The sequence below is a fragment of the Ectopseudomonas composti genome (genome assembly GCF_001567565.1).
In the GTDB taxonomy this organism is placed as follows: Bacteria; Pseudomonadota; Gammaproteobacteria; order Pseudomonadales; family Pseudomonadaceae; genus Aquipseudomonas; species Aquipseudomonas composti_A.
Map to the genome: position 1 here is coordinate 181,397 of NZ_LSSW01000031.1, position 20,191 is coordinate 201,587.

The 20,191-nt window shown below is 61.4% G+C and carries 12 protein-coding genes and 1 pseudogene; 9 read left to right on the forward strand and 4 right to left on the reverse strand.

The window, feature by feature from the left end:
- Position 1: 1 nt before the first annotated feature.
- The 3 genes from PCLY_RS22385 to PCLY_RS22395 are packed head-to-tail and all read left to right on the forward strand — an operon-like array spanning position 2 to position 6,446.
- Entirely contained in the window at positions 2 to 652 is a 651-nt protein-coding gene (locus PCLY_RS22385; protein ID WP_078459551.1) for an anti-phage-associated DUF3780 domain-containing protein, read from the forward strand.
- 11 nt (positions 653 to 663) lie between these two features.
- On the forward strand, positions 664 to 3,702 hold the full coding sequence (locus PCLY_RS22390; protein WP_031634906.1) for an anti-phage-associated DUF1156 domain-containing protein: 3,039 nt from the start codon (positions 664 to 666) through the stop codon (positions 3,700 to 3,702).
- Positions 3,703 to 3,713: 11 nt separating this feature from the next.
- Positions 3,714 to 6,446 (forward strand): phospholipase D-like domain-containing anti-phage protein, encoded by a 2,733-nt coding sequence (locus tag PCLY_RS22395; protein ID WP_061242432.1) that lies wholly within the window; start codon positions 3,714 to 3,716, stop codon positions 6,444 to 6,446.
- Positions 6,447 to 6,558: 112 nt separating this feature from the next.
- Here the strand turns inward: PCLY_RS22395 and PCLY_RS22400 are convergent, their stop codons facing one another.
- The 4 genes and pseudogenes from PCLY_RS22400 to PCLY_RS22415 all read right to left on the reverse strand — a co-directional run bounded on the left by PCLY_RS22400 (position 6,559) and on the right by PCLY_RS22415 (position 10,990).
- On the reverse strand, positions 6,559 to 7,968 hold the full coding sequence (locus PCLY_RS22400; RefSeq protein ID WP_061242434.1) for a tyrosine-type recombinase/integrase: 1,410 nt from the start codon (positions 7,966 to 7,968) through the stop codon (positions 6,559 to 6,561).
- Between the two features lie 308 nt (positions 7,969 to 8,276).
- Positions 8,277 to 8,439, reverse strand: a pseudogene (locus PCLY_RS24660) (tyrosine-type recombinase/integrase); the annotation flags it as partial.
- Between the two features lie 234 nt (positions 8,440 to 8,673).
- The gene (locus tag PCLY_RS22410; RefSeq protein ID WP_061242561.1) at positions 8,674 to 9,147 is read right to left on the reverse strand and encodes a MarR family winged helix-turn-helix transcriptional regulator; all 474 of its coding nucleotides are present in this window, start codon (positions 9,145 to 9,147) and stop codon (positions 8,674 to 8,676) included.
- Positions 9,148 to 9,229: 82 nt separating this feature from the next.
- Entirely contained in the window at positions 9,230 to 10,990 is a 1,761-nt protein-coding gene (locus PCLY_RS22415) for a sigma-54-dependent Fis family transcriptional regulator (RefSeq protein WP_061242438.1), read from the reverse strand.
- Between the two features lie 256 nt (positions 10,991 to 11,246).
- Between PCLY_RS22415 and PCLY_RS22420 the strand changes: the two genes are divergently transcribed.
- The 6 genes from PCLY_RS22420 to PCLY_RS22445 all read left to right on the forward strand — a co-directional run bounded on the left by PCLY_RS22420 (position 11,247) and on the right by PCLY_RS22445 (position 20,175).
- Entirely contained in the window at positions 11,247 to 12,722 is a 1,476-nt protein-coding gene (locus PCLY_RS22420; protein ID WP_061242440.1) for a benzaldehyde dehydrogenase, read from the forward strand.
- Positions 12,723 to 12,766: 44 nt separating this feature from the next.
- Positions 12,767 to 13,534, forward strand: coding sequence for a coniferyl-alcohol dehydrogenase (locus tag PCLY_RS22425; protein ID WP_061242443.1), 768 nt, complete (start codon positions 12,767 to 12,769; stop codon positions 13,532 to 13,534).
- Between the two features lie 83 nt (positions 13,535 to 13,617).
- A complete protein-coding gene (locus PCLY_RS22430; protein ID WP_061242445.1) occupies positions 13,618 to 15,243 on the forward strand; it encodes a DUF1302 domain-containing protein in 1,626 nt (541 codons plus the stop codon).
- 20 nt (positions 15,244 to 15,263) lie between these two features.
- Positions 15,264 to 16,622, forward strand: coding sequence for a DUF1329 domain-containing protein (locus tag PCLY_RS22435; protein ID WP_061242447.1), 1,359 nt, complete (start codon positions 15,264 to 15,266; stop codon positions 16,620 to 16,622).
- Between the two features lie 54 nt (positions 16,623 to 16,676).
- Positions 16,677 to 17,738, forward strand: coding sequence for a WD40/YVTN/BNR-like repeat-containing protein (locus tag PCLY_RS22440; RefSeq protein WP_061242450.1), 1,062 nt, complete (start codon positions 16,677 to 16,679; stop codon positions 17,736 to 17,738).
- Between the two features lie 46 nt (positions 17,739 to 17,784).
- Complete coding sequence (locus tag PCLY_RS22445) at positions 17,785 to 20,175, forward strand: efflux RND transporter permease subunit (RefSeq protein WP_061242452.1); 2,391 nt, start codon at positions 17,785 to 17,787, stop codon at positions 20,173 to 20,175.
- Positions 20,176 to 20,191: the final 16 nt, after the last annotated feature.

The following is a 20,191-nucleotide window of genomic DNA, read 5'->3' on the forward strand; positions in this document are numbered from 1 at the left end:
CATGGCCAACGCAGTACGTAAAGAGGATTTAGGCATGGCTCGTTCCCCGAGTAAAACCATAAGTGGGGCCAAAAAAACCAAGGCTCCTGAGCGCCCTACCATCGGTTTTGGTGTGCCGGCCACTACTGACCCTCATCACTTTATGGTGGAGGTGCCCAAGAGCTCGACTGGCGCAGTTCGCATCATCGAAAGCCTCGGGCTGCAGGCTCAGGATCAGCAAACCAGCATCATCGAGCGCGTTGTGATTGAGCGCTCGCGCTGGACAGCGATTCGCAGTGAAGTTCAGCGGGCCTTCAATGTGCGCCTAAAGGAGCACAACCTGCGCGTCAGCGCTTGGAAGGTGGGCGATAACCCCGTGGATCGCCTGCTTGGCAAAGAGCTTTGCGTACTGGCCTGGGCGGTTGAAGACATGAGCCCCGAGAAGATTCCAGTTGCAGTACGCAACTGGCTGGCCTTGCGCCCTGAAGAGCGCTGGTGGCTGTTCGGCATGACCGCCATGAGCACAGGCGGTGTGCATGACAGCAACAAGGGGTGGCGACTGGCTCTCCGGCACGCACTGGGCGACGTAGCGCATACAGAACTATTCAAGCCGCAGGCTGTGAAATCCCGCAAACCAGATACTGAGCGTCCAACGCTGGGCCTGTTCGATTAAGGAAGACCGAAATGACCGCAATGACACCCGTAAAGCTGGTGCCTTTCTCTCTTAAGGACGCGCCCGCCCTGATCGAAACCGTATTTCCAGCGCAAAAGGTGTCTTTTGAGTCACAGCAAGAGCGAACCTCGGTACAGAGTCAAACGCTTACCGGGTTGGGTTCTTACTGGAAAGGCCGCAAGCCTCTCATCTTGGTACGTGCCATCGTGCTGGCTAGCTTGCTGCCACCAACCGAAGACGCTCAGGCAGATCTTGCGATCTTTGAAAAACTGATGGCTTTTGACGACGAAGGCTTGGCGCGGCGTGCGATGGCCAGCAATGCCGCATCACCTGCCGAGATTGCAGCGCGTATCCAGCTCGAAGACCCGTGGAATTACTTCAAGGCCACGATCAAGCGAGGTGATGTCACAGGAGGGGACGTTCATTGGATGCGTTTCCCACTTGAGGCGGATGCAGAAGGTATTTCTTTGCGTTGGCAGCGCAGTCTGAGTGACGATGAGAAACTGGTGATCTATCGCAAGTTGCTGGAAACCTACGCCAGCTATGAGGAAAAGGCCAGCCTGGGCAAGCGTCCAGAAGAGTTGGATCAGGAATGGCTTTATGCCCCGGTTTGGGCTGCGGTCAATCGCCACTACGCCCATTTGGGGGTGAATGTAAGATCCTTGTCCGAACTGGTGGAGCAGCTAGGTATTCTTCGCTACGGCCATTGCCCGCGCGTGGGTGATACCTTCTCGGGTGGCGGCTCCATCCCGTTCGAGGCTGCGCGAATCGGTTGTAGCGCCTTCGCTTCCGATCTCAACCCTATCGCCTGCATGTTGAGCTGGGGAACATCAGAAATCATCGGTGCGCCCAAGCAAAGACGTGAAGAAATTACACGGGCTCAAACCATCCTAGCAAAGGCCGTCGATGAGCGTATCTCCGAGCTGGGTATTGAACATGATGCCAGCGGGAATCGTGCTAAGGCATATCTCTGGTGTCTTGAAGCACGCTGTCCAGAAACCGGCTGGATGGTGCCCCTATCCCCGACCTGGACGGTGTCCAAGACGCGCAATGCAATTGCCTGTTTAAGGCCAGACCCCACAAACAAGCGCTTCGATATCGAAATCATCTCGGGCGCATCCAAGGCAGAGATGAGCTCCGCCGAGAAAGGCACAGTGCAAGATGGCGACATGGTTTATGTCCTTGATGGAAAAACCTATCGCACCCCCATCAAGACCCTGCGCGGTGACTTTCGACAAGCCGGTGGGGTGACAGGTAACCGCCTACGCCGCTGGGAAAAACTCAACTTCAAGCCTCTCCCGGACGACATCTTTCAGGAGCGCCTGTACGCGATTCAATGGATCAGTAAGGAAACGCTGGATGCTGGTCGTCAGAACACCTGGTTTGCCGCCCCAACTGACTCAGACCTTCAACGTGAGCAGCTCGTCGAGCAACTTGTCGCTGAAAACTTAAACAAATGGCAGACGCAAGGCGTAGTGCCGGACATGGCAATCGAACCAGGCGACGAAACCGCACGCCTTTTCCGTGAGCGAGGCTGGACACACTGGCACCATTTATTCAGTCCTCGCCAGATTTTGGTGGCGGCCCTGGTGCATGAGCAAATCCAACGGATGCCTGCCGATGTGCAACCAGCATTGTGCTTGTCCTTAGCCAAGATGCTGGATTGGTCTAGCAAGCTTTGCCGTTACGGCACTGGGGCTGCGCGTGAATCAATTACGCAGACTTTCTACAACCAAGCCTACAACACTAATTTTTTCTATGGCGTTCGCTCGTTTGTAACAGGTAAGAACTACCTGTTCCTCACTGAAGCAGCAAGTAGCATTGCAGGCAGTCTGTCCGTCAAGAATAAGGAGGCTGTTGGTCTTCAGCAGGACGCCGAGCTGTGGATCACCGACCCGCCCTATGCGGATGCTGTTAGCTATCACGAGATTGCGGAGTTCTTCATAGCTTGGCTGCGTAAGAACCCACCGGCTCCTTTCAATGAGTGGAAGTGGGACTCCCGCCGTGCAATGGCGATTAAAGGAGATGGTGACGATTTCCGGCGAGGGATGATCGACGCTTATTCGGCCATGGCTAAACACATGCCGGACAACGGAATGCAGTGTGTGATGTTTACCCATCAAAGCACTGAGGTTTGGTCGGACATGGTGGGCATCTTCTGGGCGGCAGGGCTCCAGGTAGTGGCTGCTTGGTACATAGCTACAGAAACCAGTACTGAGCTTAAGAAGGGAGGATACGTACAGGGGACTGTGACGCTTATGCTGCGTAAGCGAAGTGCAGGCGAAAAAGTCGGCTTCAAGCAGCGCATTCTCCCTGCGGTTCGCAATGAAGTCGCGAGCCAGATCATGCAGATGATGCACCTCAACGATGAGGTGGAAGCCCGGATGGGTGAGCCTGTATTCAATGATGCCGACCTGCAGATGGCCGGCTATGCCGCAGCTCTGAAAGTTTTGACCGCCTACACCAAGATCGGTGAGACCGATGTCACCACGTTCGCCTTGCGGCCCCGCGTCAAAGGCGAGATCACCGTGGTGGATGAGATCGTCCAGCAAGCCTCCGAGGCAGCCAACAGCTTGTTGGTGCCTGAAGGGGTGGCGCTGGACACCTGGCAAGCCATTGATGGCATTCAGCGCTTCTACTTGCGCATGCTGGATATGGAATCGGTCGGCGCCTCAAAGCTGGACAACTACCAGAACTTTGCCAAGGCCTTCCGCGTGAATGACTACACGAAAGTCATGGCCAGCATGACGGCCAATGGTTCGCGGTTGAAGCAAGTTGATGAGTTCGGCTCTCGTGAGCTAACCGATAGCACGGAAATTGGCCCGACCTGGCTGGGCCATCTGATCATCGCTATTCAGCAGCTGCTAGCTGAGGTCGAACCGCAATCTGTGGTCAAAACACTGATGGAGGATCTGCCTGACTACCTCGAAGTCCGTCCAAAGCTGATCGATCTGGTTCGCTTCTTGGAAAACAAGTCCCGCAATGAAGCTGTTCGCTCAGCCGCTGAGGTGCTTGTTTCTCGGATGCAAACGCAGCGGTTGGATTCCTGAGAGGCCAGGGCATGACGATCACCCGTTTGTCCTCACGCACCCATGCGCTGGATCAGAGTTTTCTCGCCGAGCATCTCAAAGGAGCTCGGCGCTATCGGCGAATTGCCGGCTATTTCACTAGTTCGCTGTTTGAGGTTGCCGGAGAGCTGATCGATCAGATTCCCGAGGTGCAGATTGTTTGCAATGCGGACATTCAGGCAGATGACTTGCGGGTGGCCCAGGTGTGTGAGGCGAAGCTGCTGGGGAAGCTGAACGAACGCTCGGTCGAGATTGAATCGCTGCTGAATCGCGAACGCTACCAACGACTGGCCTCATTTCTGGAGAAACGTGGCCAGGTTATCCGGGTTGCTCCGGATAGCGCCTGTGGCTTTGTGCATGGCAAGGCTGGGGTGATCGATCTGGCCGATGGCCGCAAGCTAGGCTTCATTGGCTCAATGAACGAAACCAGCAGTGGTTGGCAGAGCCACTACGAAATCCTCTGGTCAGATGATTCCCCGGAGGGCGTCGCCTGGATCGAGGCTGAGTTTGATTACCTATGGAATGCAGCCAAGCCCCTGCCAGAAGCGGTGTGCCGGGAGATTACTCGGCGCAGTCATCGTCATGAGGTATCCATCGAAGAGGTGGAAGAACCTGAGCAAATTGCCCCGGCTGCCTTGATCGAGTCACCGCTGTATCGCGAAGGGTTTTCTCTACAACCCTGGCAGCAGGGATTCGTCACCGAATGCCTGAAGCATTACCAAGAATATGGCGTTGTCCGTTTGCTGCTAGCTGATGAGGTCGGCTTAGGAAAAACACTTTCCATGGGCACGGCTGCATTGGCGTTATGCCTACTGGCCGAACAGAAAGGACGCAGTAAGCCCGTTATCATCTTTGCACCGGCAACCCTCTGCGAGCAGTGGCAGACCGAGATGATGGACAAGTTGGGTATCCCCTGTGCGCGGTGGCAGACCCAGCAGAAAGCCTGGCTCGACGAGCAAGGACGAGCGATCTCTGCCGATGGCGCTGGCCATGTTGCAAACTGTCCGCTGAGGATCGGCATCATCTCAACCGGCCTGATGCTGCGCGACTCGCCGGAGAAGGCGCATCTGCTCGGACTACGTGGCGGCTTTGGGCTGGTGATACTCGACGAAGCTCATAAGGCGCGCACCCGGCAGGGAATGGGCAAGGATGCGGGCACACCGAATGAGCTATTGGCGTTCATCCGTGACATTGCTGCCCGTTCAGACCATGTGCTCCTTGGTACGGCAACGCCAATCCAGACTCGCCGGGAGGATTTATGGGATTTGGTCCGGGTTCTGCACCAGGGCAAAGGTAATTTCGTCTTGGGCGGAGATTTTTCAGAGTGGCACAGACCCAAGGACATTATCCCGATCCTCTCTGGAGAAGAGGACGTCACGGATGCAGGTTATGCCTGGCGGTTGCTTCGTGCGCCTTTACCCACAGTCAATTCGACTCAGGATAGCCAGGCGAGGCGGCTTTACAGCCTGATTCGCCAGGATCTTGGGCTATCGCAGAGCGAGTGGCTTGGCGGCTCATACTCCGAGCTGGGTGAGGATGCTCGTGAGGTACTTGAGGATGCGCTGGAGCGTCGTGTCGCTGGGGCTAGCTTCTTCCAGCGCGAGAATCCATTTGTGCGCCATGTCGTGCTGCGCAAACGTACCACGCTTGAAAATGAGGGGCTTCTCAAGGCCATTGGTGTGGACGTTCATCCTGACGCCGGACTGGTAAAGGATGTTCATCGCTTCCATGCATTGTTTGAGGGGTTGGCCCTGCGTTCTAGTGACGACTTCCGTGAGGCTTACAGCCAGGCTCGTGGCTTCGGCAAGGCTTTGGCAAGCAGCGGACGTGGAAGCGGCTTCATGAAGAACCTGATGGAACAGCGCATCTGCAGCAGCATCGTTGCGGGGATCAACACCGCAACCAAACTGCTGGGCGGAGAGACGATCACTGAAGAAAGTGACGAGGGCGAGGTTTCGGTGCAAGTACAAAGCACCGATGAGCAGCTGGCCCTGGAGCGGTTGCTGGACCGCCTGAAGCGGGTCAAGGAAGATCCAAAACTTAAGGCGATCCTGCACTATCTGGAGAACGAAGGTTGGCGTGAGCTTGGCTGCATTATCTTCAGCCAATACTACGATACGGCTCGCTGGGTGGCTGAATCGCTCGCTGCACGCTACCCCGATGAGGCGGTTGGCCTGTATGCGGGGGCTGGTCGGAGCCGGCTCTATCGAAAAGGTGACAGCGTGGCCATTGAGCGCGAAACACTCAAGCGCATGGTCGCAGACCGCAAGCTCCGCTTGATGATCGCTACCGATGCTGCCTGCGAAGGCCTCAACCTGCAGACGCTGGGTACGCTGATCAACGTAGACTTACCATGGAATCCGACCAAACTTGAACAGCGCATCGGCCGCATCAAGCGTTTCGGTCAGACACGCGACAAGGTGGACATGCTCAACCTCGTGAACGAGCAGACGGTGGACGAGAAAGTCTACGACCGCCTTTCCGAACGCATGAAGGACCGCTTTGATCTGTTCGGATCGTTGCCGGACACCATAAAGGACGAATGGATTGACGACATCGAGCATCTGGGAGAATTAATGGATCAGTACATCAATGCCCAGAAACAGGAAACTGGCTTCGATCTGCGCTACAACGCTACCATGCGCCCAACCGATAACGACTGGCGCAACTGCGCACAGGTCTTGTCGCGTCGAGATTTTGAGACGCTGATGAGGAAGGGCTGGTGATTGCTAGCGGCACTGCCTAACAGGCAGCATGCCGGCACCACCTGCAACGATTAGTACGAGCATGCAGACGACACCGCATACGCCTTGGTTTTGCTTCATCAAACAGAGGCTGTTACCGAGTCTGGGCAGTACCTAATGCTCCGTTAGCAAGGATCAGCGATAGCTTCTCGCCCAACAGCCGCCAAGCCTCAGTTTTTTCCTTTGCATAGTCATGATGGAGATAATGCCGGCGTACCTTGGATCCGCCTAGAAGATGGTTCTGGCAGCGGTCAATGATCTCCAGTGTGACACCCAGCTCTTGCATCATGGTCGCACCAGTACGGCGCAAGTCATGTGGTGTCCATTCACCTTTGGTGCCATTGCTCAGTACCAACGAGTCGTCGTGATGGCGGCCCGCCAGAGGCTTGCTGCGGTTCTTGAAACGGCACTGTCGGTCTCCGATGAGCTTGCTGACCGTCTTGGTGTCGACGTGGTTTTCTCCATCCTTGCTGGGGAAGCAGAACGGTGTACCGCTGGTTTCTTTGTGCAGCTGTTTGAACTGCTTAAGAGCAAAGGCTGAAAGAAAGACGTGGTGATCCTGGCGCTTACCCTTATGCCCCTTGGTTGCTTCGGCTGGGATGAACCAGGTGCCTCTATCCAAGTCCACGTGGCGCCATTCGGATTTGAGTAACTCGCCGATGCGGCAAAGCGTGCTCAGACAGATCCACACTGCACACTGAACACGCAAGTTGACAGGGCGAATACCTGAATATTTTTGGCCGGCGGGCAAGGCCTCGTAGTCACGCTCGAGGCGCTCGAAAATATTGCGGAGTTCACGGATCTCATCTGGCGAAAGCAGTCGGTCGCGCTGTTCTTCGTAGTCGTGATCCAGCAGCTTGCTCACGTCGATCAGGTCGGCGGGATTGCCGTCCGCCATCAGGGTGCGCCACGGCTTACGTTTTTCTCCCCAGCGCAGCATCTGACCGATGTCCTTGCTGCGGATCACGACTGTACGGTTCAGGCCGCGTGCTTTGACTGAGCGTAGGACGGTGAGTAAATCTTTCTCTGTCAGGCTGCGAAGCGGCTTCTTGCCAATGAGGGGGAGTACGTCTTTTTTGAAGCTGCGGATCAGTTCAGCATTGCCATCCTGCCGAGAGACGCCGTCGCTTATCCATTCGTCAAACAGGTCTGCCACTGTTTTGTTTTCAGCGGCTTCACGTTCGGCCTCAGCAATCGTAGCGACAATGGCCGCTTGTGCCTCGATCCGTGCTGCTTTGGCGGCAAGGGTAGGGTGCAGGCCTTTCGTAACAAGAGTCCGGGCTTCGTCTCGCTCAGATCGGATCTGCGCCAAGCTTTTCTTCGGCCAACTGCCCAGTCGCTTTCGGGTTCTGGAACCATCCAGTTTGAATTCATAGCTGAACTGAACCGTGACTCCACGCACGCCAGCTCGCACCTCGGCAACCAGTCCGCCATCCTCTCGGAAGACCTTTCCATGATCTTCGGCAGTGAAAGCCTCCAGTTGTTTGATCGTCAGCTTGGCCACTCTCTACCCCTAGTAAATTTTTTTCGCGTCCGAATTTTGTGCCACTTTTGTGCCACCGAAACGCTTGGCTGGTGGTGGACGATAGTGGACGCTACAGGAAGGTAAAATAGCCTGAAAGTCCCGTGAATACTAGGCTTGGCGTTGTTTGTGGTTGTCCATGGTGATCTATAAAAATCCACTAAATAAGCGCATGGGGTGCAAGGGGTAGAGTGTTCGAATCACTCCGTCCCGACCAAAAAATCCCTACATTAGAGCCTGGTCACTGATGACCAGGCTTTTTTGTGTCAAGGACTTTTGCGGGACTTTCTTCAGCCTGCCATCCTCCTCAAAACTGTCAGGGCCGGCGCGCGAGTCGGTAGCCGAAATCCTGTTGGCTTCATCGATCAGTTTGCCCAACTCGGCGGCTGAGTAGTGGCTGGTGATGCTGCCGTTTTCGTGGTCCAGCTGAGCCTTCCTGTCTTCCTTCATGATTGCTTTGCGCGCGGTAGAGCTGCCAGCCCCGGTGATCTGTGCTGTACATAGGCGTGCCCGGGGTACCGCCCGACGGCATGGGCGTGGCTGGGGGAGGTGTTTCTGGCGTGTACAGTCGCCAAGCGGTGTGTCTTGCGACACTTGTTGAGCTCGTTCTCGTATCGACGCGACGAAGGCAGAAAGCCCGGATTGCTCAACCCGCTTGCGTTCCCGAGGGCTGCAGCGATCAATATTTCAGGGGTTGTCGCGATAGAGCTTGCGCAGCAGCGCGATCAGTTGTCCGCGCTCTTGCTGGTCAAGTGAGCGGGTCGAGTCGACATCGCTCTGCTGTGCTATTTCCTTGAGTTCCTTGAGCTGGGCCTCGCCTGACTTGCTCAGGAAAATGCCGTAGGAGCGTTTGTCCGGCTTGCAGCGCACGCGCATGGCCAGGCCTAGTTTCTCCAACTTGTTGACCAGCACCACTGCTTGCGGCGGTTCGATGGCCAGCGCGCGGGCAAGGTCGGCCTGCATCAGGCCCGGATGCTGTTCGATGATCATCAGGGCAGTGAATTGCGCGGGGCGCAGGTCGAACGGTTCCAGGCGCGCCGACAGGTGCTGAAATACCTTCATCTGCGCGCGTCGAAGCACGTAGCCGAGGTAACCATCCAACGCCAGGTCGAGAAGCGCAGGATCCAGGGGGCGGTCGCTGAGTTCGGGAATTTTGGCCATGTTGTCCGAATTGATCACGCTTTAAGTTAAGTAAGTTAATTATCTTGCAGTCTCGCAAGGCGAGATGCCAGCGCTAATTGGGTTACTGATCGGCTGGGCCGTGCTTTTTCAGGCGATAGGCGAACTGCGCGCGGGTCAGGCCGAGCAGGCGTGCGGCGGCGGCCAGGTTGCCTTCTGCCTTGCTCAGGGCGTCGTCGAGCAGGCGCCGCTCCAGGTGCTGGATGTCAGGCTCGATATCTAGCTGCTGGAGCTGTTCGAGCAGGTTGTCCGGGCCGCTGGCGTTGCTGTCCGTGTTGCTGGAGAGGGTGCCGCTCTGGCTTAGCGAGTAGAGCTGCGGTGGCAGCGGTTCGTTGTGGAAGAGGTGGATGAGGTCGATGGGGCGGCCTTCGTCGCTGGCGATCAGGCCGCGCTCGATCAGGTTCTGCAGTTCCCGCACGTTGCCCGGGAAGTCGTACAGCAGCAGGGCCTTGAGCGCGCGCATGGTCAGCCCGGCGGGCGTGCGCTGGTATTCGCGGCAATAGCGGCTGAGGAAGGCATCCACCAGCAACGGGATGTCGTCGCGCCGTTCGCGCAGCGGCGGCAGGCTGATGGGGTAGACGTTGAGGCGGTAGAACAGGTCTTCGCGAAAGCGCCCGGCCTGCACCTCCTGGCGCAGATCGACGTTGGTCGCTGCGACCACGCGCACGTCTACCTTGATCGGCTGGCCGCCGCCGACGCGCTCGACTTCGCGTTCCTGCAGGGCGCGCAGCAATTTGCCCTGGCCGGGCAGGCTGAGGCAGGCAATTTCGTCGAGGAACAGGGTGCCGCCATGGGCGCGCTCGAAGCGCCCTGGGCGTGAATGGCTGGCACCAGTGAAGGCGCCGCGCTCGACGCCGAACAGTTCGGCCTCGATCAGGTTGTCGGGTATGGCGGCGCAGTTGAGCGCGACGAAGGGCTGTTCGCGTCGGGGGCTGAGGCGGTGCAGCTCGCGGGCGAAGAGTTCCTTGCCGGCGCCGGATTCGCCACCGATCAGTACTGTCGCCGGTGTTGGCGCCACCCGTTGCAGGGCGTGGCGGGCAGCGTTGAAGGCGGCGCTGACACCAATCGGGATCAGTTCGCCGGGCTCGCTGCTGAAGGGGCGTAGCGGCGCCGTCGCCTGGGCGGCGGGCGGCGTCGGGTTGGGGGTGGCATAGAGCAGGGCGAGGTCGGCACTGACGTCACCCCATTGCTCGGCGGTCTTGCCGATCACCCGGCAGACCTTGTGGCCCATGGCCCGGCACTCCACCTCGCGGAAGATCACCAGCCGCCCGAACAGGCCGCTGACATAGCCGGTGGCGTAGCCGATCTCGGTCCAGCAGGCCGAGTCCTGGCCGATGCCGTAGGCGGCGATATGCTCGTCCGCCTCGCAGGAGTGGTGCCAGAGGAACTCGCCTTCATAGAGGCCGACATCGGCGTCGAACTTGAAGTGCAACGGCTCCACCTTGGTCATGCCTTCGAGGGTGTGCAGACGGGTGCCGGCGAAGAACACGGCGGTGCGGTCGGCCTGCGGCCAGCGCGTGCGGATCAGCTGCGCGTCGCGCGCACCGGACTGGTAGCCGGTACGGGTGAACAGCCCACGTGCGCGCTCCAGGCCGAGGCTGTCGATGAATTCGCGGCGCAACGCGCCGAACGAGGAGCCGTGCATCAGCAGCATGCGCTGGTCGTTGAGCCAGATGCGTCCGTCACCGGGTGAAAAGAACAGGCACTCGGCCAGTTCCGCCGTGGTTGGCGACTGATCCTGCTGCAGCAGCGAGCTGTCGCCGCGCAACGGGCTGGGATCTTTGCCCTGGGCGAAGTCACTGAACAGGTGCTTGGGCATCTCCATGGGGCAACGCCTCGCTTCATCAAATGATCAATGGGTAAAAAGTTAATTAACATAACTTTGATCATTTGCGTAATCGCCGCTGCGCCGCAATCGTGCTTGGTTTGTTCATGAAACGGCTGAAATGGCCGGACTAGAGCCTCTTCATCGAGATTCTGAAGGAGTGGGCACAGCGCTTGCTCTAGTGCTGGCAGGGCATGACTCGTGAGCGAAGCTGCGGGTACCGCCCTCCACAAGTACAAGAACATCGGAGTGCGATATGTCCGCAGTCAAAGAGGCCGGTTTCCTGCGTGAAGCGCAGTGGCGCGAGAAGATTTTCAATGGCGGCTGGATCAGCCCGCTCGGTGGCGTCAACCCGGTGCGCGAACCGGCGACCAACACCCAACTGACCACTACCGGGTTGGCCAATGCCGAGGACATGCGCATCGCCTGCGCAGCGGCGAGCAAGGCGCAACCAGCCTGGAGCGCCCTGGGGCCACGCGACAAGGCGCTGATCTTCCGCCGCGCCGCCGACCAGGCCGAGGCGCACTTCGCTGAGCTGGCGCTGTTCTTGGCGCGGGAAACCGGCGGCAGTGTGCTCAAGGGCAGCCATGAGGTGCGCGAGGCCATCGTGCTGCTGCACCAGGCAGCCGCGATGCTCTCGCAGGGGCACGGCCTGGTGCTGCCGAGCGAGGCCGGGCGCCTGTCCTATGCGCGGCGTGTGCCGCATGGCGTGGTCGGGGTGATCTCACCATTCAACTTCCCGCTGGTGTTGTCCCTGCGGTCGGTGGCGCCGGCGTTGGCGGCGGGCAATGCGGTGGTGCTCAAGCCCGATCCGCAAACGCCGGTCAGCGGCGGTTTCCTCATCGCTCGCCTGTTCGAGGCGGCTGGCCTGCCTTCGGGCCTGCTGCAGGTGTTGCCGGGGCATGCCGAGGCCGGTGTGGCGCTGTGCGAGAACCCGCAGGTGAAAATGATCGCCTTCACCGGCTCCACCGCTGCCGGGCGCAAGGTGGCCGAGACCGCCGGGCGCACGCTGAAAAAGGTGGCGCTGGAGCTGGGCGGCAAGAATTCGCTGATCGTGCTGGAGGACGCCGACCTGCAGCTGGCCGCCAGCAACGCCGCCTGGGGCGCCTGGCTGCACCAGGGGCAGATCTGCATGGCCACCGGACGCATCCTCGCCCACGTCTCGATTGCCGATGAGCTGACCCGTTTGCTGGTGGACAAGGCGCGCGCGCTGACGGTGGGCAACGCCGCCCGCGGCGAAGCGCACCTTGGCCCGCTGATCAACGAGCGCCAGCTGGCGCGGGTCAGCCAGATCGTCGACGACAGCGTCGCGGCCGGTGCGCGCCTGGAGGTGGGTGGCCCGCACGAGGGCCTGTTCTACAAGCCCAGCGTGCTCTCCGGCTTACGCCCCGGCATGCCGGCCTTCGAGGAAGAAATCTTCGGCCCGGTGGCCTGCGTGGTGCCTTTCGAGGACGACGACGAGGCGGTCGAGCTGGCCAACGCCAGCGAATACGGGCTGTCCGCTGCGGTGATCTCACCCTCGCTCGGGCGCGCCATGGCCATCGGCGAGCGCCTGCATTGCGGCCTGCTGCACATCAACGACCAGACCGTCGCCGACGAGTGCATCAACCCCTTCGGCGGGCGTGGCAATTCCGGCAACGGCGGCAGCGTCGGCGGCCCGGCGGACTGGGACGAATACACCCAGTGGCAGTGGGTGACGGTCAAGGACACGCCGCCGCGCTATCCCTTCTGACCGAGCCTTTTAGCGAACACAACAAGAGCAAGAGGACGCGAAATATGAACCTGCAAGGCAAGACCCTGGCAGTAACCGGTGTCGCCTCCGGTATCGGTGCCGAGACGGCGCGCCTGCTGCGCTTTCACGGTGCGCGGGTGATCGGCCTGGATCGCAGCGAACCGCACATGAGCCTCGACGGCTTCGTCGAGATCGATCTGGAAAGCCCGGCGCGCATCGACCAGGCCGTGGCCCAGCTCCCGGCGCAGCTCGACGGGCTGTGCAACATCGCCGGCGTGCCCGGGACGGCCAACCCGCATTTGCTGGCGCGGGTCAACTACCTCGGCCTGCGCCACCTGACCGAGGCGCTGCTGCCGCGCATCGCGTCTGGCGGCAGCATCGTCAACGTTGCCTCGATCCTCGGCGCGCAGTGGCCCGAGCGTCTGGAGCAGCACAAGGCGCTGGCGGCCACTAAAGACTTCGCCGCCGGCGAAGCCTGGCTGGCGGCCAACCCGGTGCCACCACAGACCTGCTACCAGTACTTCAAGGGGGCGCTGATCGTCTGGAGCATCACCCAGGCGCAGCGCTGGTTCATGGCCCATTCGGTGCGCATGAACAGCGTGGCACCGGGGCCGGTGTTCACGCCGATCCTCGGCGACTTCGTGGCCATGCTCGGCAGCCAGCGCACCGAGGCTGACGCCCACCGCATGAAGCGCCCGGCCTATGCCGACGAGGTGGCAGCTGTGATCGCCTTCCTCTGCGCCGAGGAGTCGCGTTGGATCAACGGCGTCAACCTGCCGGTCGATGGCGGCCTGGCATCCACTTACCTCTGAACCTTCGGGAGTGAACCCCCGCTGATACCGGCTGCCCTGGCGGCAGTCACTGCGTCCGTACAACAAGAACAATGAGGAACGACATGAAGCACACACAAGCGAATACCCGCGTTCGCTCGCTGGCCCTGGCCGTGAGCCTGGCCAGCAGCGCGCCGGCCATGGCCGCGCAGATCGATCTGGGCGACAGCGACTGGCAAATGCGCTGGGACAATACCCTCAAGTACAGCCAGGCCTGGCGCCTCAACCGTGCCGATGACCGGCTCACCAACGCGCCCACGGCCAATGGCTTGTTCCCCTCGATCCAGAGCCAGGGCGACCGTAACTTCAGCCGGGGTCTGGTTTCCAATCGCCTCGACATCCTTTCCGAGATGGATCTGAGCCACCAGAACTACGGCCTGCGCCTCAGTGGCGCGGCCTGGTACGACCGCGTTTACAACGAGGACACCGACAGCCGCGAGCAGCCGCATTTCCTGCCCAAGACCCGCGACCTGCATGGGCGTGATGCCGAGCTGCTGGACGCTTTCGTCTACCTGCGCGGTGAGTTGGGGGAAAGCTCGCAGGGGGTGCTGCGTCTCGGCCGCCATAGCCTGGTCTACGGCGAAAGCCTGTTCTACGGCGCCAACGGTATCGGCGCGGCGCAGGGGCCGACCGATGTGGTCAAGCTGCTCAGCGTGCCAGGCACCCAGTTCAAGGAGATCCTGCGCCCGGTCAACCAGGTTTCCGGGCAGTTGCAGCTCACGCCACGACTGTCGGTGGGCGCCTACTACCAGTTCGAATGGGAGCGCTCCAGCCTGCCAGGTGCGGGCAGCTACCTGAGTGATAACGACCTGATCGGCGAAGGTTCCGGATCCATTACCGATGTCACCGGTGGCCTGACCCTGCATGCCAGTGACATCGAGGCCAAGTACAGCGGCCAGGGCGGCGTGCAACTGCGCTTCAAGCCCGAGGACACCGAACTGGAGCTGGGCCTGTACGCCGCGCAATACCACGACAAGGCGCCCAGCGGCCTGTACGGCTACGTCAACACCGCCGGGCCGTCGCCGGTGCTCTCCAGCTACCGCCAGGTGTTCGCCGAGGACATCAAGACCGTTGGTGCCAGCTTCTCCACCGCCTATGGCGACTTCAACTTCGCCGGTGAGGCCTCGTTGCGCTGGAACGCGCCGCTGGTCAGCAACCTGCAGGTGATCGCACCGGGCCAGGCGGCGGATAACGACGGTGAGGCGCGTTACGCCAAGGGCCGCACCGCGCACGTCAACCTCTCGACCATCTACCTGCTGTCGCCGTCGGCGCTGTGGGACGGTGGTTCGATCCTCGCCGAACTGGCGTGGAACCGCACGCTGAGCGTCACCGACAACCGCGCCGCGCTGGACAGCAACACCACCCGCGATGCCACCGCACTGCGCGTGCTGGCCGAGCCTGCTTACTTCCAGATCGCCGATGGCCTCGACCTGAGCGTGCCGATGGGTTTTGGCGTGGTGCTCGATGGCCGCTCTTCTGCGGTGAGCAAGTCCGGCTTCGGCAACACCCATGCCGGCGACTGGAGCGTGGGCCTCAAAGCCACCTACCTGCAGCGCTGGGAGATGGGCCTGAACTACGTGAACTTCTTCGGCGCCCCGGAGGCCGGCCTGCGTGAAGACGGCAACTTCAGCTACGCCCAGTCGCTGGCTGATCGCGACTTCGTCTCGCTTTACCTGAAGACCACTTTCTAAGAACAACAGGTGCAATGACTATGTTTAACAAGAACCTGATGATGACCCTGTGCAGCCTTGCCTTGCTCACCGGTGGCCTGGCACAGGCCGCCGTTAGCCCTGATCAGGCCGCGCGCTTGAAGACTGACCTGACCCCCATGGGCGCTGAGCGCGCCGGCAATGCCGACGGTAGCATCCCGGCCTGGGACGGCGGTTACACCCAGGCACCGGCCGGCTATAAACGTGGCGACAAACGCGCCGATCCCTTCGCTGGCGAGAAGCCGCTGTACAGCATCACTGCCGCCAATATGGGCCAGTACGGCGAGCAATTGGCCGAAGGCACCAAGGTGCTGCTGAACAAGTACCCGGACTACCGCCTGGACGTGTATCCGACCCATCGCAGCGCCGCCGCACCGCAGTGGGTGTACGACAACACCTTCGCCAACGCCACCCGTGCCCAGGTTGACGTGCCGACCGAGAAGGTCAGTGGCGCCTACGGCGGCATTCCGTTCCCGATTCCGCAGAACGGTGCCGAGGTGCTGTGGAACTACCGCCTGTCCTGGCAGGGCGGCGACACCATCAGCGCGCCGTTCGACACCTGGCTGATGACCGCTGGCGGCAAGAAGGTGCAGGCCACCCGTGCCAAGTTCAGCTACCAGTTCCCGTACTACTTCGAGGAGGGCAACCTGGAGAGCTTCGGTGGCAAGTACCAGTGGGGCAAGCTGTACACCGAGCTGCCGTCGTCCAAAGCTGGTGAGGGCCTGATGACACACTGGGACGTCGACCCCGCCGCCCGTGCCGCCTGGCAATACCTGGTCGGCCAGCGCCGCGTGCGCCGTGCGCCGAACATCGCCTACGACACCCCGGACTTCGTCACCTCTGGCGTTGGTCTGTTCGACGAGGCCTTCATGATCTTCGGCCCGACCGATCGCTACGACCTCAAGCTGGTGGGCAAGAAAGAACTGCTGGTGCCCTACAACAACAATCGAGCCGGCCTGGCCAAGAGCGATGATCTGGTTCAGCCGCGCTTTCTCAACCCGGATCTGGTGCGCTGGGAGAAGCACCGCGTGTGGGTAGTTGAAGCCACGCTCAAGTCGGGTAAGCGCCACGTGGTGCCGCGCCGCACCTACTACGTTGACGAGGACTCCTGGCAGGTACTGCTGGTTGACGGCTATGACGCTCAGGGCCGTCTGGGGCGGCAGATGTACAGCCTGACCCTGCTGGCACCGGATATGCCGGCACTGACCGCGCAAGTGATGTGGGGCAGCTACAACCTCGACACCGGGGCCTACTTCCTCAATTCCTCGAGCAACGACCTGAAAGAGCAGTACCACGCCATTGAGCGGCCGTCTGCCACGTTCTTCACTCCTGACGCCATGGCCAACTCCAGCATCCGTTGATGCGAGCGCCCCGGGGCGGTGCTGCCTGCTGCCCCGACCTTCGAGGAGGTTTTGATGAAAGTCTTAGCGAAAGGGCTCAGCGGCCTTGCCCTGGTGCTGGCCGGTGTTTTCGCCCTTGGCGTGCAGGCGGCTCCCGCCGTGCTGGAGCGCCCGGCCTTGCACAGTGCCAAGGCGCAACGCAGCGTAATGCTGGATCTGGCGCGTGCCGGGCAGCGCCTGGTTGCCGTTGGCGAGCGCGGCATCATCCTGCTGTCGGATGACGATGGCGCGAGCTGGCGCCAGGTGGACGTGCCGGTCAGCGTCAACCTGACGGCCGTACAGTTCGTCGATGCGCAGCAGGGTTGGACGGTCGGCCATCTCGGTGTGGTGCTGCACAGTAGCGATGGCGGTGAAACCTGGCACAAGCAGTTCGACGGCATTCAGGCCGCCCAGTCGATTCTGCAGGCAGCGCAGGCCTCGGGCGATGCAGATGCCATCGCGCAGGCCGAGGCGATGGTCGCCGACGGCCCGGACAAACCCTTTCTCGATCTGTATTTCCTGAATGAGCGCGTCGGCTACCTGGTCGGTGCCTACAACCTGATCCTGCGTACCGAGGACGGCGGCCAGAGCTGGCACAGCTGGATGCAGCATCTGGACAACCCGCAGGGGCTCAACCTCTATGCCATTCGCGCCTGGCGTGGCGATCTGTATATCGCCGGCGAGCGAGGCCTGCTGCTGCGCTCGCGCGATGACGGCGAGCATTTCGCCGCCTTGCCATCGCCCTACGAGGGCAGCTTCTTCGGTCTGCTCGCCGCCCGTGAAGGCCTTCTGGCGTTCGGTCTGCGCGGCAATGCCTGGTGGTCGACCGATGGTGGCGAAACCTGGCAGGCACTGGAAACCGGCGTGGAATCGGCCCTGGCCGCGGCGCTGGAGCTGGCCGACGGCCGTTTGCTGTTGGCCGGGCAGGGCGGCGAGTTACTGGTCGCGCAGCCTGGCAGTGCTCGCGTGCAGAGCCTGCCGCTGCGACTGGCGCCGGGCCTGGCCAGCGTCGTCCAGGCGGCTGATGGCAGCCTCGCCAGTGGCGGTTTGAGTGGCATCACCGCGCGGCAAATCCCTGAACAATCGGCCCAGCGCTGAGTGACCCCGTATCGGCGTGGCACGTGCCACGTCTGAGGAGTGCGTAGTGAAGTTCGAGAATCCCGCCGATGCCGCGCCGACTGTCGCCGCGCATCTGGATACCTTCGATCCGCGTTCGGGCAATGTCATCGAGCGCGCCATTTTCAATCACCGCCTGCTGGTGATCCTGCTGTGCCTGGCGCTGACCCTGCTGCTCGGCTGGCAGGCGCGCGGCATTGGTATCAATGCCAGCTTCGAGAAAACCATCCCCACCCAGCATCCCTACATCGCCAACTTTCTCGCCGAGCGCAGCGAGCTGAGCGGCGTCGGCAACGTACTGCGCATCGCCGTGGCGACCCAGCAGGGCGACATCTTCAACGCCGCCTACCTCGACACCCTGGCGCGCCTGAATGACGAGCTGTACCTGCTGCCGGGCGTCGACCGGCCCTATATGAAGTCGCTGTGGACACCGACCACGCGCTGGACGGCGGTGACCGAAGAAGGCCTCGATGGCGGCACGGTGATCCCCGATGGCTACGACGGTTCGCCCGCCAGCCTCGACGAGGTGCGTGCCAATGTCGCCCGTTCCGGGGAGATTGGCCAACTGGTGGCCGGCGACATGCATTCGAGCGTGATCTTCCTGCCGCTGCTCGACCGCAACCCGCAGACTGGCGAGGCGCTGGACTACGCCGCGCTGTCGCAGCAGCTGGAAGCGCTACGCGCCAAGTACCAGGACGAGGGCGTGAGCATCCATATCACCGGCTTCTCCAAGATCGTCGGTTACCTGCTGGAAGGCCTGGGCCAGGTGGCGCTGTTCTTCGTCATCGCCGTGCTGGTCAGCGTGGCCATGTTGCTGGCCTACACCCGTTGCCTGCGCAGCACCTTCGCCGTGGTCGCCTGCTCGCTGGTGGGCGTGCTCTGGCAGGTCGGGTTGCTGGCGTCGCTGGGTTATGCGCTCGACCCGTACTCGATCCTGGTGCCGTTTCTGGTATTCGCCATCGGCATGAGCCACGGCTCGCAGAAGATGAACGGCATCATGCAGGACATCGGCCGTGGTCTGTCGAACCTGGCTGCGGCGCGCATGACCTTTCGCCGCCTGTTCCTTGCCGGGCTGACCGCGCTGATCAGCGATGCGGTGGGTTTTGCCGTGCTCTGGGTGATCGACATTCAGGTCATCCGTGATCTGGCGATCACCGCCAGCATCGGCGTGGCGGTGCTGGTGCTGACCAACCTGGTGCTGTTGCCGGTACTGCTCAGCTACACCGGCGTCAGCGCCAAGGCGGCGCAGCGCAGCCTGCGTGACCAACAGGCCGGGCAAGCGCAGCATCCGCTGTGGAGCGGCCTGTCGCGCTTCGCCACCCCACGCCAGGCGGTGCTCGCGTTGCTGGTGGCGGGCGTGCTGGCGCTGGGCGGCAAGCTTGTCGGCAGCCAGTTGCAGATCGGCGATCTGGACCCCGGCGCGCCGGAGTTGCGCGCCGACTCGCGCTATAACCGTGATGCCGCCTTCATGAACGCGCACTACGCCGCCAGTTCGGACATCTTCGTGATCATGGTGCGCACCCCCGAGGATCAGTGCACGCGTTACAACACCCTGGCCGCGGTGGATGAGCTGGCCTGGCGCCTGGAGCAACTGCCGGGCGTGGAGGCGACCAACTCCATGGCCAGCCTGAGCAAGATGGCCAGCGCTGGCTACAACGAGGGCAACCTCAAGTGGTATGAGCTTATCCCCAACGAAGGGGCGCTGGGCGCCGTGCAAACGCGCGCCCCGCGTGAGCTGTTCAACCAGGGCTGCTCACTGCTGTCGCTTTACGTCTACCTGGCTGACCACAAGGCGGCGACGCTGGCGCGGGTGGTAGCCGAGAGCGAGGCGTTCATCGCCCAGCAGTCGCTGCCGGAGGTCAAATTCATGCTCGCCGCCGGCAGCGCCGGCATCGAGGCAGCGACCAATATCGTGGTCGAGAAGGCCATGCAGCAGATGCTCTACTGGGTCTACGGCGCGGTGATCCTGCTGTGCTGGATCACCTTCCGCAACTGGCGCGCGGTGCTCGCCGCGATCCTGCCGCTGATGCTCACCTCGGTGCTGGCCGAGGCGCTGATGGTCGGCCTGGACATGGGCGTGAAGGTGGCCACCCTGCCGGTGATCGCCCTCGGCGTGGGCATCGGCATCGACTACGCGCTGTATGTGCTCAGCGTGCTGCTGGCGCGCATGAAGGAGGGCGACAGTCTGGTCGATGCCTACTACGGCGCGCTGCTGGCCACCGGTAAGGTGGTGCTGCTGACCGGCCTGACCCTGGCCATCGCCGTGGCCACCTGGGTGTTCTCGCCGATCAAGTTCCAGGCCGACATGGGCATCCTGCTGGCTTTCATGTTCCTGGTGAACATGCTCGGCGCGCTGATCCTGCTGCCAGCCCTGGCCTGGTTGCTGCTGCCGCGTGTCCCTCGCAAGGCGGCTGACTGAGACCGAGCAGGTCGAC

Excerpts from the sequence above, each read along its gene's own strand:
- PCLY_RS22390 (WP_031634906.1), top strand. The coding sequence starts at position 664 with ATGACCGCAATGACACCCGTAAAGCTGGTGCCTTTCTCTCTTAAGGAC.
- PCLY_RS22410 (WP_061242561.1), bottom strand. The coding sequence starts at position 9,147 with ATGGCCAAAATTCCCGAACTCAGCGACCGCCCCCTGGATCCTGCGCTT.
- PCLY_RS22395 (WP_061242432.1), top strand. The coding sequence starts at position 3,714 with ATGACGATCACCCGTTTGTCCTCACGCACCCATGCGCTGGATCAGAGT.
- PCLY_RS22385 (WP_078459551.1), top strand. The coding sequence starts at position 2 with ATGGCCAACGCAGTACGTAAAGAGGATTTAGGCATGGCTCGTTCCCCG.
- PCLY_RS22425 (WP_061242443.1), top strand. The coding sequence starts at position 12,767 with ATGAACCTGCAAGGCAAGACCCTGGCAGTAACCGGTGTCGCCTCCGGT.
- PCLY_RS22435 (WP_061242447.1), top strand. The coding sequence starts at position 15,264 with ATGTTTAACAAGAACCTGATGATGACCCTGTGCAGCCTTGCCTTGCTC.
- PCLY_RS22420 (WP_061242440.1), top strand. The coding sequence starts at position 11,247 with ATGTCCGCAGTCAAAGAGGCCGGTTTCCTGCGTGAAGCGCAGTGGCGC.
- PCLY_RS22430 (WP_061242445.1), top strand. The coding sequence starts at position 13,618 with ATGAAGCACACACAAGCGAATACCCGCGTTCGCTCGCTGGCCCTGGCC.
- PCLY_RS22415 (WP_061242438.1), bottom strand. The coding sequence starts at position 10,990 with ATGGAGATGCCCAAGCACCTGTTCAGTGACTTCGCCCAGGGCAAAGAT.
- PCLY_RS22440 (WP_061242450.1), top strand. The coding sequence starts at position 16,677 with ATGAAAGTCTTAGCGAAAGGGCTCAGCGGCCTTGCCCTGGTGCTGGCC.